General features: G+C 40.8%; 14 protein-coding genes and 1 riboswitch. Of the genes, 5 read left to right on the forward strand and 9 right to left on the reverse strand.

All coding sequences use genetic code 11. The annotated features are described in order from the left end of the window. Positions 1-110 precede the first annotated feature (110 nt). Positions 111-1,261 (forward strand): IS3 family transposase gene (locus tag MHH61_RS07630; RefSeq protein ID WP_098677243.1). Its coding sequence is split into 2 segments (ribosomal slippage): positions 111-384 and positions 384-1,261, totalling 1,152 coding nucleotides; the frame shifts between segments, so codons are not numbered across the junction. Positions 1,262-1,321: 60 nt separating this feature from the next. Here MHH61_RS07630 and MHH61_RS07635 read toward each other — a convergent pair. Next, positions 1,322-2,503 carry a class I SAM-dependent rRNA methyltransferase gene (locus MHH61_RS07635; RefSeq protein WP_125586856.1) on the reverse strand — a complete coding sequence of 394 codons (1,182 nt, stop codon included), beginning with the start codon at positions 2,501-2,503 and terminating at the stop codon, positions 1,322-1,324. 118 nt (positions 2,504-2,621) lie between these two features. Between MHH61_RS07635 and MHH61_RS07640 the strand changes: the two genes are divergently transcribed. Beyond that, entirely contained in the window at positions 2,622-3,005 is a 384-nt protein-coding gene (locus tag MHH61_RS07640; RefSeq protein ID WP_024423854.1) for a VOC family protein, read from the forward strand. 84 nt (positions 3,006-3,089) lie between these two features. On the opposite strand, the gene MHH61_RS07645 is transcribed toward MHH61_RS07640, so the two are convergent. From MHH61_RS07645 to MHH61_RS07655, 3 genes are all read right to left on the reverse strand, one after another. Continuing rightward, on the reverse strand, positions 3,090-3,818 hold the full coding sequence (locus MHH61_RS07645; protein WP_024423855.1) for an amino acid ABC transporter ATP-binding protein: 729 nt from the start codon (positions 3,816-3,818) through the stop codon (positions 3,090-3,092). After that, positions 3,815-4,459, reverse strand: coding sequence for an amino acid ABC transporter permease (locus MHH61_RS07650; protein WP_024423856.1), 645 nt, complete (start codon positions 4,457-4,459; stop codon positions 3,815-3,817). Before MHH61_RS07650 ends, MHH61_RS07645 begins: the two co-directional genes overlap by 4 nt. A 70-nt stretch (positions 4,460-4,529) precedes the next feature. Beyond that, on the reverse strand, positions 4,530-5,294 hold the full coding sequence (locus tag MHH61_RS07655) for a transporter substrate-binding domain-containing protein (protein ID WP_024423857.1): 765 nt from the start codon (positions 5,292-5,294) through the stop codon (positions 4,530-4,532). A 518-nt stretch (positions 5,295-5,812) separates the two neighbouring features. Between MHH61_RS07655 and MHH61_RS07660 the strand changes: the two genes are divergently transcribed. Beyond that, entirely contained in the window at positions 5,813-6,898 is a 1,086-nt protein-coding gene (locus tag MHH61_RS07660) for a Rap family tetratricopeptide repeat protein (protein ID WP_025093810.1), read from the forward strand. Positions 6,899-6,914: 16 nt separating this feature from the next. Next, complete coding sequence (locus MHH61_RS07665; RefSeq protein WP_368004468.1) at positions 6,915-7,058, forward strand: hypothetical protein; 144 nt, start codon at positions 6,915-6,917, stop codon at positions 7,056-7,058. A gap of 44 nt (positions 7,059-7,102) precedes the next feature. Here the strand turns inward: MHH61_RS07665 and MHH61_RS07670 are convergent, their stop codons facing one another. From MHH61_RS07670 to MHH61_RS07690, 5 genes are all read right to left on the reverse strand, one after another. Then, entirely contained in the window at positions 7,103-7,735 is a 633-nt protein-coding gene (locus MHH61_RS07670) for a GTP pyrophosphokinase family protein (protein ID WP_003215004.1), read from the reverse strand. A 95-nt stretch (positions 7,736-7,830) separates the two neighbouring features. Further along, entirely contained in the window at positions 7,831-8,844 is a 1,014-nt protein-coding gene (locus tag MHH61_RS07675) for an ABC transporter permease (RefSeq protein WP_041108333.1), read from the reverse strand. Then, positions 8,841-10,337 (reverse strand): sugar ABC transporter ATP-binding protein, encoded by a 1,497-nt coding sequence (locus MHH61_RS07680; protein ID WP_125586858.1) that lies wholly within the window; start codon positions 10,335-10,337, stop codon positions 8,841-8,843. Before MHH61_RS07680 ends, MHH61_RS07675 begins: the two co-directional genes overlap by 4 nt. A gap of 69 nt (positions 10,338-10,406) precedes the next feature. Then, complete coding sequence (locus MHH61_RS07685) at positions 10,407-11,525, reverse strand: sugar ABC transporter substrate-binding protein (protein ID WP_125586860.1); 1,119 nt, start codon at positions 11,523-11,525, stop codon at positions 10,407-10,409. A gap of 166 nt (positions 11,526-11,691) precedes the next feature. Next, positions 11,692-11,801: riboswitch (SAM riboswitch) on the reverse strand. Between the two features lie 97 nt (positions 11,802-11,898). Continuing rightward, positions 11,899-13,326 (reverse strand): right-handed parallel beta-helix repeat-containing protein, encoded by a 1,428-nt coding sequence (locus tag MHH61_RS07690; protein ID WP_125586862.1) that lies wholly within the window; start codon positions 13,324-13,326, stop codon positions 11,899-11,901. 367 nt (positions 13,327-13,693) lie between these two features. On the opposite strand from MHH61_RS07690, the gene MHH61_RS07695 reads away from it, so the two are divergent. Further along, positions 13,694-14,785 (forward strand): branched-chain amino acid aminotransferase, encoded by a 1,092-nt coding sequence (locus tag MHH61_RS07695; RefSeq protein ID WP_024426445.1) that lies wholly within the window; start codon positions 13,694-13,696, stop codon positions 14,783-14,785. Positions 14,786-14,893 lie beyond the last annotated feature (108 nt).

Raw genomic sequence — 14,893 nt, forward strand, 5'->3', positions numbered from 1 at the left:
AAAGCCATTCCTTATGGGACTGACCCCATAAGATGAGACAAATAAAAAACACCTTCAAGTTTGAAAACGGATCGTTGTAATCCGAAATAAAACATGGAGGTGTTTTTTCTATGGGGACAAGAGTGAGTTATCCGGTTGAAGTCAAACAGAAGGCTGTAGAAATGAGATTGGCAGGCGTATCAATGAAAGAGATTTTGCGGGAATTGAATATCAAAAATAAAACGCAGGTTCAGACATGGGTGAGGTGGCATAAGGCTGGGGATACACACCGGTTCGAACAGCCTGTTGGAAAACAATATACCCATAGAAAGGGTCCCGAGTACTCTTCCGAATTAGAGAGACTGCAGGCAGAAAATCGCTATCTGAGTCAACAGAATGAAGTTTTAAAAAAGTACAACGAATTGGAAAGGAAGTTGATAAGGAAACGTCAATCAAACTGGTAGAAGAATTGTGCAAAACAATGACAGTACAGGACATCTGTGTCCATTTAGGCGTCTCACGCGCTTCGTACTATAGATGGAAAAAAGATCTGACTCAGAATCATTCTAAAAAACAACTAGAGGAACAAATCGGCACGTTGTGCCGAGAGCACAAGTATCGATATGGATATCGAAAAATCACAGCCATACTAAAAATGAGGATGCATATTAACCATAAAACTGTTCAACGTATCATGCAGAAAAACCAGTGGCAGTGCCGGGTTAAAATGAAAAAGCGTAAGAAGAATGGGCAGCCCTATGCCGTGGCCGGTAATATACTGGATCGGAACTTTCAATCTGATCGCCCTCTTGAAAAACTAGTAACGGACATCACGTATTTGCCTTATGGACAGAAACAATTGTACCTTTCCAGTATATTGGATTTATATAATGGAGAAGTAATTGCGTTTACGATTGGTGATAAGCAGGACACAGACTTTATTTTAAACACACTTGATCAGCTCCCAGCACTGCCTGAAAACTGTGTGTTACATAGCGACCAAGGTTCTGTGTATACATCTTACGAGTATCAGAAAGCTGTTCATATAAAAGGCATTACCATGAGCATGTCCCGTAAAGGGACGCCCGCTGATAATGCCTCCATCGAATCGTTTCATTCCTCGCTAAAGTCTGAAACGTTCTATCTTAACAGCATTGATCGAACTACAACCAACATTGTAGAACGCACTGTCAAAGAATACATTTATTATTATAACAACATTCGTATTCAAACAAAACTAAACAACCAATCACCGATCAACTATCGGCAATTGGCTGTATAAAGGTGTTTTGATCCCTGTCTCAAAAACGGGGGTCAGTCCCTTATCGGAAATGGCTTTTTCTTATGCTTGTATGAAGACAACCTTTAAATAGTTTCCTTCGGGATAATTCTTCGTTGTACGGAAATCCTCAGGAAGTGTATATTCTTCAAGTATCCGATAGGTTTGCCCTGATTCTTTAAAAGCCTGTGCTATAAACCCTTTAAATTTCTTCATGCCAAATGCACTGCTATTCGTTGATGCCACAATGACGCCTTTCTCAGCTGTAATTTGGATGGCTTCTTTTAATAGCTTCTTATAATCCTTCGCCGCACTGAATGTGTGCTTTTTCGTTCGTGCAAAGGAAGGCGGGTCTAAGATGACGAGATCATAGGTCCAGCCTTTTTTCGCTGCAAACGGAAAATATTTAAAGACATCCATGACTTTGATATCCTGCCCTTCCACATCAATACCATTGACTTCAAACTGCTCAGATGTTTTTTTCAAGCTGCGGTTTGCAACATCCACACTTGTCGTACGGCTCGCTCCGCCAAGCGCAGCTGCTACTGAGAAAGCGCCTGTGTAAGAAAACGTATTGAGCACAGTCTTTCCTTTTGCATAACGGTCTCGGATCGCTTTTCTCACATGACGCTGATCAAGGAAAATACCCGTCATCGCGCCATCATTTAAGTAAATTGCTACGTTCATGCCGTTTTCTTTCACGATGAGAGGAAATTCACCTTTCTCTCCCTTCACAAAATCATCATCTTCTATGTACTGTCCAGACGTATCAAATCGTTTCTTTTCATAAATGCCTTTATAGTCTGGATATACGTGCTCAAGTGCAGCCAATACATCTTCCTTTAATGTATAGACTCCTTCGCTATACCATTGGATGAGGTAGAATCCGTCATAATGATCAATTGTGACGCCGCCAATTCCATCACCTTCTCCGTTGAAGACACGGAAAGCAGTCGTCTGTGCATCACGAAATAAATGCGTTCTGCTTTTCGCTGCCTGCTCAAGCCTAGAGACAAAAAAAGCTTGATCTATTTTTTCGTTCGCATCAAAGGTTAGTACCCAGCCGATTCCTTTATTTTGTACACCATAATACCCTTTTCCTAAAAAAGCGCCCCGCTCATCTACCCATTCAATGAGCTCGCCTTCCCGTACACCGTTCACATGCGATACTGCATCTTTGGAAATGAGCGGATATCCTTTTTTCACTTGTTCCGCAAATGTTTGTTTTAATGAGATTTTTTTCATTTGTGTCATCCTTATCCTAAATTGACTCTCTCTATCCTACCATATGAATGTATACGTTACTTCTATTATGATAAGATGAGGAGAAAAATATCAACATGACATAGAGGAGGCACTTTCTTTGACGACATTACGCTTAGATCATACAGGTATTATGGTTTCAAATATTGATCAGTCGATTGATTTTTATGAAAAAGTGGTGGGCATGAAATTAAAGGACCGCATCACTCATACAAATGGAGTGATTGAGCTTGCCTTTCTCGGTTTTAAAGATGAAACCGAAACGGAAATTGAACTTATCCAAGGCTACAGCAGTGACCTGCCATCTGAAGGGAAGGTCCATCATCTCGCTTTCACAACAGACAATATTCATGCTGAATTCAATCGTATTCAAAAGCTGCAAATTGAATTAATTGATGAAGAAATCACGACATTACCCAATGGATATTGCTACTTCTTTTTCAGAGGCCCAGACCAAGAATGGATCGAATTCTTCCAGCGCTAATATTTCCTAGGAAATGGGGCCGCTAAATCTCTCCATTTATTCATAAAGAAAAGAGTAAGAGCATATACATGCCCTTACTCTTTTTTATAACACTTTACTAAGAAATGATTTTGTACGCTCATGTTGCGGGTTCCCAAAGAGAGCTTCCGGTTTGTCTTCCTCGACAATATATCCGCCATCCATAAAGATGACACGGTCACCTACTTCTCTTGCAAAGCCCATTTCATGTGTGACCACAATCATTGTCATGCCTTCGACAGCTAATTGTTTCATTACAGCTAATACATCCCCCACAACCTCAGGATCAAGAGCCGATGTCGGCTCATCGAATAATAGTACTTTCGGGTCCATTGCCAAGGCTCTTGCAATGGCGACACGCTGTTTTTGTCCACCAGATAATTGATTAGGAAAGCTTTGAGCTTTGTCTTTTAAGCCGACTTTTTCAAGCAAGTCTAACGCTTTTTCGACTGCTGCCTTCTTCTCGATGCCTTTTACCTTTATCGGTGCAATCGTGATATTTTCTAAAACGGTTTTATGAGGGAATAAATTAAAGTGCTGAAACACCATGCCTACTTCTTGTCGAACTTTATTGATATTCACTTTTGGGTCTGTAATCGTGTGTCCGTGGACAACGACTTCTCCAGCCGTGATATCTTCTAATTTATTGAGGCATCTTAGAAATGTGCTTTTCCCTGATCCAGAAGGACCAATGACACACACTACTTCCTTTTCCTCGATGACTGCGTTAATATCCTTTAACACTTCGTGATCGCCAAAAGATTTCTTTAAGTTTTTCACCGTAATCATACTCATTTGATATCAAATCTCCTTTCTGCGTAGCTAGCCAGTAGAGAAAGTAAATAAATGATCACGAAATAAATGACACCGACAATGAGCCAGACATTCAAAGGATCAAATGTAGCCGATGCTTGAACTTGTCCTCGCTGCATAATATCGGCAATCCCGATAATAGATAAGAGAGATGTATCCTTCAAGCTGATGATGGCCTGGTTTGTAATCGCCGGGAGCATCCGGCGGAATGCCTGCGGAAGGACGATAAAGCGCATGTTTTGCCCCCCTGTAAAGCCTAAAGAGCGCGCAGCTTCTGTTTGTCCTTTATCAATAGACTGAATCCCTGCACGAATAATTTCTGAGAAATAAGCCCCTGCATTAATCGCTACTGTAATAATTCCTGCAGGCACTCGATCAAGCGAAATGAATTCAAGTGTATTCAAACCAAAATAAATGAAGAATAGCTGTACGATAAATGGTGTACCTCGAATGGCATTCACAAAAACGAGTGCGATGAAATTTAAGATTTTAAATGGTGACAGACGGAATAATGCCACAATTAACCCGATGATAAACCCTAAAATGATGGCAACAACAAAGATATATAAAGTGGTTTGCAAACCATCCATTAAATACGGAAATGCATTAATAATAGTATCCATGTTTCTCCCTCCCTAATTCACATACGGCTGACACATAAAGAAAGCGCGCTCGGAGCGCGCCTCGCTTGTGTTATGACTTCAAATATTTATCAATAATTTTGTCATATTCACCGTTTTTCTTTAGGTTCTCAAGACCTTTATTGATCTTCTTCAATAGGTCTTGGTTTTTCCCCTTCATGACAGAGATACCATACTGGTCTCCATTCAAGCGGTCTCCAACTGTTTTCAATTTTAAATCTTGTTGTGCGATCGCATACGTAATGACAGGATAATCCTCAATTAAGGCATCTGCATTTCCGTTTGATACTTCCTGGAACATAGATGGGCTGTCATTAAATTGAACGACTTCATACCCATATTTATCAGCGTTATCAGATGCGAATTTTGCACCAGTCGTCCCGTTTTTAACAGCTAGCTTTTTCCCCTTTAAATCATTAATAGATTTGATGCTGCTGTCCTTTTTCACAACAACTGTCAGTCCAGCGTCGAAGTAAGGATCTGAGAAATCTACTTTCTTCTTACGCTCATCTGTAATACTCATTCCGCCCATTCCAACATCAAGCTGTCCTGCCTGCATCGCTGGAATGATGCCTGAGAAGTCCATGGCTTCAAGCTTCACTTTGAAACCTTGGTCTTTCGCGATTGCATTAATTAAATCAACGTCTATCCCTTCATATTTACCGCCCTTTTCAAATTCAAATGGCGGATAAGTTGTATCTATCCCAATTTTATATGTGCCTTTGCCTTCTCCCGAACCACTGTCCGATTTTGATCCACAGGCTGCCATGACAAGCACAACAATTAGTCCCATGATCAATAACATCGATTTCTTCATAAAACACGACCCCCATTGTCAGTTTTGTCTAAATATTCGCAATAACAATAATACTATACCACGCTAAAGCTATAGTGTGTGATATTTTTTATCAATACCAAAGATCCATACAATTCTAGATCAATAGTCTCTTTAAATTTTACTTTTTTGCGAATAACTCATTTTATTCTAAAAGAAGAGTGATTCACAATTATGATGTGAGATTATCTCACAAAAAACGAGTCAGCGCCTTGATAAATGAAGTTTCTCCCTTGCATACGAAGGCAAACTCAACAACTTCCTTCGTCTCTTTATTGATATTGTAATATATTTTTTTCAAAACCCTCTTTTTACCTAAAAATATGTAAGCGTATACAAAAGAGCAGTGGCTCCCTATTTCTTTCACTACTGGTTGAATTTACATCAAAAAACATGTTTTACAAACTGCACGAGAGAGCTTAAAATATAAGAAGATACTGGAATATGGGAAGTTGATTCAGAAGAACGGTTACTGATAGATGAAGAAAGGAGGATATGAATTGGCAGAAGCAGGTGTTTTGTCGTCCGTTGATGTAGCGAATATGCTCAATGATTGGTATGTCATGATGAAAAAAAGAGAGATACAAGGTGCTATCCAGTTAAAAGAAGACATTCTTCAAGCGTTTGATCGAATGGAAGAAAATCAAGACGTCTTACTTTACTATCAACTGCTAGAGTACCGTTTTAAAGATCTAATAGAAGATACAGCTTCGTTAGATCATAGTCTTTTTGTTGATGAAAATGCCATCCGTACGGATGATATGCTCAGCTATTATTTCTATTTCTTTAAAGGGATGTATGAAATGCGCAGAGGCAATCAGGATACGGCATTTCACCATTTAAAATTGGCCGAGGATAAATTAGATCTCGTGCACGATGACATTGAAAAAGCCGAATTTCATTATAAAACAGGGTGTCTTTATTATAATATTAGGTCCACGCTTCTCTCCATCCACCACTTAAAGATGGCTTCATCTATTTATGACGCAGATCCATGTTATGTGAAAAAATCAATCAGCTGTCAAATGATGCTTGCTTTGAATTATGCGGATCAGTCGAAATATGATGAGGCAGAATCGCTGTTCGAAGAAGTCATTCATTCACTAGAACAGATGGATGATCCAGATTTACTTGGACATGCCTATTGCAATGCAGCCTTTATTAAAAGTCTAAGAAATGAATACAGTGAAGCTGTGCCACTCCTAGAAAAGGCTTTAATGATAGAATCATTCGAAACTTCTTCTCCAGGCGGCTATTTACTTGCCATGTACGCCTACACAAAAGCACTATTTAAGCTGAAAAAGCCAGGTTTGTTCCACTATTATGTACAGCTTTCACTTCAAAAAGCAGAAAATTTAAAACAACGAAACATTTCACTTAAATTATCCATTTTAGAAACACTTATGATTCAGCCAGACAACATGATTGAGCAAATCAAGGCTTATTGCGATCAATTAGAATCAATGAATTTCCTTGTTGACCTTGAAGCTATTTGTCAGGATGCAGCAGCTTACTTAACAGATCTTGGGCTTCATGAAGAATCCTCTTATTTTAGAAACAAGGCGTTGTCCTTGAAAACTTGTTAAGAAAATGGAGTGATGTATGATGAAGAAATGGCTCATCACAAGTGCGATTTTAACCCTCTTGATAACAGGTGTTTCTGTTGGTACTTTCATTCAAAAAGACAGTCAATCTGCACAATCTCAAGATATTATTCAAAAGAGAGACCGTGGAACCAACCCTTAATATGAAAAAAGCAGCTGTGATCAAAACAGCTGCTTTTTGATATGCTAATCAATTTCTCGTTTAATATTCTGCATTTTTTCATCTAAGTAATGGGCAATATCTGCGGCTTCCTTCAGTTCATCAGTCAGCTGATGAGGAACATCGTTTTGCAGTTTATAATAGATTTTATGCTCTAGACTCGCCCAAAAATCCATCGCAATGGTCCGCACCTGAATCTCAACCTTCACATGCTCCACACGATTTGTTAAGTAGACAGGTATCTCAACAATTAAATGAAGGCTTCTGTAGCCATTTGGTTTTGGATGTTGAATGTAGTCCTTCACTTCAAGGATCTTTAAATCCTCTCTTTGCCTCAATACATCCATAATGTTATAGATATCTTGAATAAAAGAACAGATGATGCGGACACCTGCAATATCATGGATATACTCCTTGGCACATTGTGTCGTGATGTCGCATCCTTTTCTTGCTAGTTTATTCACTATGCTTTCAAAGGATTTAATTCGTGATTTTGTATGCTCTATTGGGTTGTGTCCATGGATTAAATTATACTCCTGGCTGATAATTGAAAACTTTGTATCCATTTCATCTAACGCAAATTTATATACTAATAGTTCATTTTTCCAGTCTTCCATGACATTTTTCAAATCTTCTACATGAGTTGCTGACATATTCATTTTCTTTTTGTCATCTCCTTTTGGGAAACGGCAGCTGCACCGCTTTCCGTTTACTAGACGGAGAGAGGACTCGAATGGTTTTAAAAAATACGCAGTTAGCCTCGTTGTTTGTAATATGTCAGCGCTAGCGCAAGGGCCAGCACAGAGCCTTTCACAATATCCATTGCATAATAAGGGACAGACATCATCACAAGCCCATTTTGTAAGATACCGATGAGTACAGCTCCGATAAAAGTGCCAAATGCGTTTGGTTTACCTGCTCCCATGACGGAAAAGCCGATAAAAGCAGCCGCTACTCCATCCATTAAATATGGTGCACCAGCATTAATTTCTGCTGTCATGACCCTTGATGCCAGTACGATACCGCCGATCGCTGCAAATAACGCAGAAAGCAGATAGGCCGCAATTTTGTATTTGTTCACATGTATGCCAGACAATCGAGCCGCTTCCTTATTCCCACCGATGATGTACATGAATCGGCCGTGCTTTGTGTAAGTCATGAAAACATGCGCAAATAGTACAATGACAGCCATAATCAGAATGATATATGGCACCTGTCCAATTTTGCTGAAAAAGGCAGGAATCGTTCCCGTTGAGAACGTGCCATCGGGAAGCACCATATTTTCAGAAATAGTCGCCCCTTTCGTATACGTTTGAGCCAGCCCTTGAATGATAAACATCATGGCTAATGTCATGAGCATATCTGGAATTTTCATTTTGACGATCATCCATGCATTTAGCAAACCAACAATGATAGAAGCTGCTAGTGCAGAGAGGATTGCAATCAGTGGGTTTTGCGAGAACCATACGAACATAGAAATGACAATCGCATTTGATAGCGTAGCGACTGATCCAACTGATAAATCAAAGCCGTTTACTGCCAATGAGATGGTTAAGCCCACCGCAATGATGGTCACTATCGAGATAGATCGTAGAATATTGATGATATTTCCTGATTGCAAAAACGCTGGATTCGATGCCGCAAATACCACAATCAACACGACAATGGTTAAGATTGTGCCATATTGATAAAAGAAATCAAACAGATGAAAGGATGGCCGCTGTTTTTTGATTTGCTGCACAGGGGCTGGAATTTGTTGTTCGCTCATGATTGTCCTCCTGTTGAATGATATAAAAGCTCCTCTTCAGTCGTCGGTGCGGTCATTTCCCGGGCAATGCTGCCATCATATAGCACGTATACTCGGTCTGCGATACCTGCAATCTCTGACAGCTCACTCGACGCATAAATGACAGATTTTCCGCGGGCAGCAAGCTCTGCAATCAGAGTAAAAATATCTTTTTTCGCTCCAACGTCTACTCCTTTGGTTGGTTCATCAAAGAGATACACATCTGCCTCAGCCAGCAGCCATTTTCCGATGGCAACCTTTTGCTGATTTCCACCAGATAGGTGCTTCACCTTTGCTTCAAGCGACGGCGTTTTGACACCAAGCCGTTTGACGATGTCGCCTGCTTCCCGCTTTTCCTTCGAACGATGTAAGAAGCTGAATATCCGTGAAAATGAGTGAAGACTTGCAGCCGTTAAGTTCCATCCCACGCTCTCTTCGGTCAGAATCCCTTCTTTTCTCCGCTCTTCCGGCACAAGAGCCATTCCAGCTCTCACCGCTTGATGAGGCGATGTGATGTGAATGGTTTGACCATGAAGCTGCACGGTCCCCGTCTTTTTTTCTGAGGCACCGAAAAGGGCTTTACACAATTCTGTTTTACCAGCACCGACAAGTCCTGCGATCCCGAGAATTTCTCCTTTTTTGACATAAAAGTGAATGTTGTTTAATTTATGTTGATCGTTTAGCTCTTTCACTTCAAGCACTATAGGTGCATCTTTCAGTGGCCTGCGAGACGGGAATTGCTCCTCTAATGGGGCACCTAGCATTTCTTCAATGACCTGCTGCGGATTTGTGTCTTTGACAAGGTGAGCTGCGACATCCGTTCCATTTCGCATCACAGTCAGTTCATCACAGATGGTGAAAATTTCAGGCATGCGGTGAGAAATAAACACGATCCCCGTCCCATGCTGTTTCAACCGATCAATCATTGAGAATAATTTGCTTGTTTCTGCATGACTAAGCGGAGCCGTTGGTTCATCTAAGATTAAAATGCTGCATTTAATGGAAACGGCCTTGGCAATGAGCACCATCTGTTTTTCAGCAAGGGTCAGATCGCTGACAAGTCGTTTTGTGGAAATGTCGATGTCCATTTCTTTTAATAGCTGAGCCGCCCTGCGATGCAGCTCTTTCCAGCTGACAAATGTTTTTTTCTCAATTTCATGCATCATCATATTCTCACCAACACTTAAGTAGGGAACAAGCGCCGTATCTACTTCTTGATGGACCGTCTGCACACCATATAAGGACGCATCCTTTGGGGTTTGAATGGTTGCCGCCTGGCCATTGATGTGGATGGTCCCGTCGAAGTGGGAATGAGCGCCAGAAAGAACCTTCATTAACGTTGACTTCCCAGCACCATTTGCTCCAATCAGTGCATGGACCGTCCCTTTTTTTAATGTGAAATTTACTTGATCTAACGCTTTGACCCCTGGGAATTCAATTGAAATATTTTTCATACGAACAAGCGGCGCTGTCATTGGTGTCCTCCTTCTCTTGATATCATCTGAAAAACGAAACACCCTCTATGAAAAGAGAGTGCACGTCACTTATTTTGTATAATGCTTCTTCAAGGTCTTCATCCAATCTTCCTCAAAAGCAGTCGATGAACCGAATCCCTTCACTTCGTCTGCAAGATTGACCATGTTAATGGCTTTTCCTGCTTGCTGAAGCTGCTTTTGCGAGATGAGAGAGGCCTCAAGGTCATAGGAAGATGGTGTTTTCTCATCAGCTATTTTCTTCGCAAGAATCCTCACGTCGACGGCGCCGATGAGCTTCGGATCAACCGCTGCTGTGTACTTCCACGGACTGTCCTTCGCCGTCATTTCTTGAAGATCCGCATTTGACACATCAATCCCATAAATCTTCACTTCTGTTCTTCCTGCTTCCTTTAACGCTCTTGCTGCTCCAATGGCAAAGGCATCCCATGTGGCAAAAATAGCGTCCAGCTCGCCCTTTGGATACTTATTCAGCATGGCTGCTACTGCATTTTGCGTTTGAACAGAGGTATCAGAGGAGGCAATACCAAAGCGGTCAAGCTCCTTGATCCCTGAATGTTGTTTAAGCGTTTCTTGATAGACCTTATTTCGTCTCACCATTGGCGGGAATCCATCTACCCACAGGTATGCAATATTTGCTTTTCCTTTAAAATCAGACACGAGCGCATCTAATGATTTTTTTGCTAGTTGTTCGTCATCTTGAGATGTCACTGTGACCCCTTTGATGTCCTTCAGCTTAGGATTCGAATCAAATGCTACAACTGGAATGCCTTTCGCTGTGATCTTTTTCACATCAGCGACTGTCGCCTCGTCGTCCCCGTGAGAGATGATAAAGCCATCGTAATTTTCTTCAAGCGCCTGAGAGATGGCATCATGAAACTTCGCTGTATCTCCATTTGCTGTGTAGACATCTACCTTAAAGCCGAGTGCCTCACCTTCTGCCTTCGTTCCAGCTAAAAATTGAGCTGTATGATCGTCTCCTCCAATTTTGCGGATGACTTTAATTTTTGCCCCCTGTCCCTTTGCAAATCGCTTCGGTACATTATCAAAGGAAACCTTTTCGTTCGTATTTGCCTTTGAGCCCGCACTTGATCCGGTGCCGCATCCTGTTAACAGGACGGTCAATGCCGTTAATAAGACAAGAAATGATGTAAAATGCTTACGCTTCATTGCTGTTCCTCCTCGAGTTGTTTTTTTCACATCGGAAAACTAGGTAAAAAAGTAGAAATACGCCTGTAAAACAGGCATTTGATTCGAAAAAGAGACGAAAAAAAGCCTCTCTTGGAAAGAGAGGCTTGATCACCGTTGCATGAAACATGTATCGGGAAGTCTTCCTCTCTTATCTGTCAAAGCTGTAACAGCTTTGCAGGAATTAGCACCAATTTCTAAAATAGAAACGGTTGCTGGGCGTCATAGGGCCAGTCCCTCTGCCTCTCTTGATAAGAGATCCGTTATGAAATTTGTTTTCGTTGAAATGTCTTCTTTACTTTAATGTGATGTCACATCAATGTCAATGACTTTTTTGAAAATTTCTAAAATATCATCAGCTTCCGATGATTTTCTTCGCAGGTGATGATTTCTTCAGACGGAAATCATATTTTTTCTCATTCACAAATTGCGGGTTGAGATGTGCTGATCCTTTATCTTGGCCGCTTTTAGAAAGATACGTTTTGTAGCCTTCCAACCATTTCCCGCGCCATACCCACTGTGATGCTTTCGCACCTTTGCGGTCATCATAAACGTTCTTCTGGAAGGTATTCTTTTGGTTCACTTGATAAAGATTCACGACTAAGTAATGCGAGGCACTAGCTGTCATGATATTATTCGTGATTCGATTGTTCACTGCTTGATATTGCATCAGCAATTGACCGCCTTCTAAGCCGGCTGTGTCATTTTTGTACAAAGTATTATGTGAAATCGTCGTATGGGTTGTACCGCCCCGCTTCTTATCATAGCCGCCAATAGAAATGCCTGTATAACGGTTTAAATATACTTGATTGTGTTCGATACGGATACGGTCCGCCATTTTTCCTTTATGTTCGCTTGTGACTTCAATCCCCAGGTCGTTGTGATGTGAGATGTTATGATCGATCACAATGTCTTTTCCGCCATCAACATAAATTCCGCCAGCGGAGATGTCGCTGCCATAGGCTGGGTTCCCTGCACTCGTAATTTCATATACTTTGTTTCTAGAGACGACCCCATTTCTCACTTGATCATACTTTTTAGAGGGTGCTACGTTCTCAAAACCAATTAAATCAATGCCAATATTATCATTGTGCCGGACCGTGTTATGTGTCACACGGAACTTTTTGACGTTTCCATTTAGCACAAGCGCTTCACTGAAGCCCAGCTTTAATTTTTCAACGGTATTTCCTTTGATTTCAATGTCTTCAATCGCTGCAGGAGCTTTTGTCCCATAGACAGCAATTCCATGTGCATTTCCATTTTTATGTTTCGTCTGAATATCATACACTCGGTTATTAAGCAATTTGACGCCTTTACCGCTTCCTTTGATGAAAATACCAACTGGTGTCAAATCTTCTTTATTCGTCTTAAGGTGTCCTACAGTCAGGCCTTTGATGGTGATGTAGCTCTTTTGATCGATCGTGACAAGACCTCCATCGGCTTGATTTCCTTTTAGGGAAGCCCCGCTAATCACAGGTTTTTCCTTTCCGTAAGCTTGAAAGACAACGGGTGCTTTCTTTGTTCCTGAATGGCGGACAATCAATTTTTCTTTGTATGTACCGCCTCTCATGTAAATGGTTGCCCCAGCCTTCGCCATACTTGCTGCTTTTTTCAGCGTGCGGAAAGGTTTTTGCTTTGTTCCCGGGTTTTTGTCGCTTCCGTTTACCGCTACGTAATAGGCTGTGCTTTGCTTAGCGCCAGCCTCATCTGTCATCGCCTGACAGCCAAAGCTGATCACGGTCATGAATAAAATGAGTAAAATGACTGGTATCGCTCGTTTCATCTTGTTGTTTGCTCCTTTCTCTTCTCTTCTTCCTTTATCGGTTAAAAAAAAGAGGATTAAAATATGACGATGTCCCTTGCAATGTACTAGTCAAAAGGTGTATGGTTGAAAGAATATCTTACAGGAAAACCACTCGTTTTTAAATTGTCAGATTAATCAGTTAATAATGTATTTGGATTTTATTTCTTTTTAAAAAGGGGTGACAGGAGCCAAACTGACAGCAGAGAAAAGGAAAGCGCTTTAACAGATTTTTCTTGTCTGAATTCCAGAAAACCTATTGCTAATATTTTTTGAAGGTATAGAATAGAATCATAATTATTTCATATTATTAGAATTTTCAAATAATCAAACAGCAAGGAGATTTACAATGCCAAAACAACCCATCCGCGTTGAACTTAGTTCAACAAAAAAACCAAAACCTCAATCTGATCAACTTGAATTCGGAAAAATCTTCACAGATCACATGTTTGTGATGGATTATTCAGTTGATAAAGGCTGGTACGATCCAAGAATTATCCCTTATCAGGCCATTCCAATGGACCCAGCTTCGATGGTCTACCATTATGGTCAATCTGTTTTTGAAGGCTTGAAGGCTTATGTTTCTGAGGATCAAAAAATTCTCTTATTCCGTCCGGAAAAAAACATGGAGCGCTTAAACAGATCCAATGACCGCCTGTGTATTCCGCAAATTGATACAGAAACAGTATTAGAGGGCTTAAATGAACTCATTCGTATTGATAAGGATTGGGTACCTGATGCAGAGGGCACTTCCTTGTATATTCGTCCATTCATTATTTCCACTGAGCCATATTTAGGCGTTGCACCGTCTAGCACGTATAAGCTGCTCATTATCTTATCTCCAGTGGGATCATACTATAAAGAAGGCATTCATCCGGTCAAAATTGCAGTTGAAAATGAGTTTGTCCGTGCCGTTAAGGGTGGAACAGGAAATGCCAAAACAGCTGGAAACTATGCCTCAAGCCTTAAAGCACAGCAAGTTGCTGAAACGAAAGGATTTTCACAAGTTCTTTGGCTTGATGGGGTCGAGAAAAAATACATTGAAGAAGTCGGCAGCATGAATATCTTCTTTAAAATCAACGGAGAAATCGTGACGCCTGAATTGAACGGCAGCATTTTAGAAGGCATCACACGTAACTCTGTGCTTGAGCTGTTAAAGCATTGGGGAATTCCAGTAACAGAGCGCAAAATTTCAATTGATGAGTTAATTGAAGCACATCAATCTGGCGAGCTTGAAGAAATTTTCGGGACTGGAACGGCAGCTGTCATCTCTCCTGTAGGAGAATTAATTTATCATGATCAGCCATATGTGATCCAAAATGGTCAAACAGGCGAAGTATCGAAGAAATTGTACGAAGCTATCACTGGCATCCAAAAAGGGACACAGCCAGACATCTTCGGCTGGACAGTTGAAGTTGACTCAGTCGTCAAGCAAGCATAAGCATATAAAAGAACCTTTCAATCATGAAGGGTTCTTTTTTGTTTATTCACCTCTCCTTTATCCCTTATAATGGTAAATGCACATACATAAGGAGAGTGATGGTATGTT

The organism is Bacillus sp. FSL K6-3154 (assembly GCF_040869395.1).
Lineage (GTDB): Bacteria > Bacillota > Bacilli > Bacillales > Bacillaceae > Bacillus > Bacillus safensis.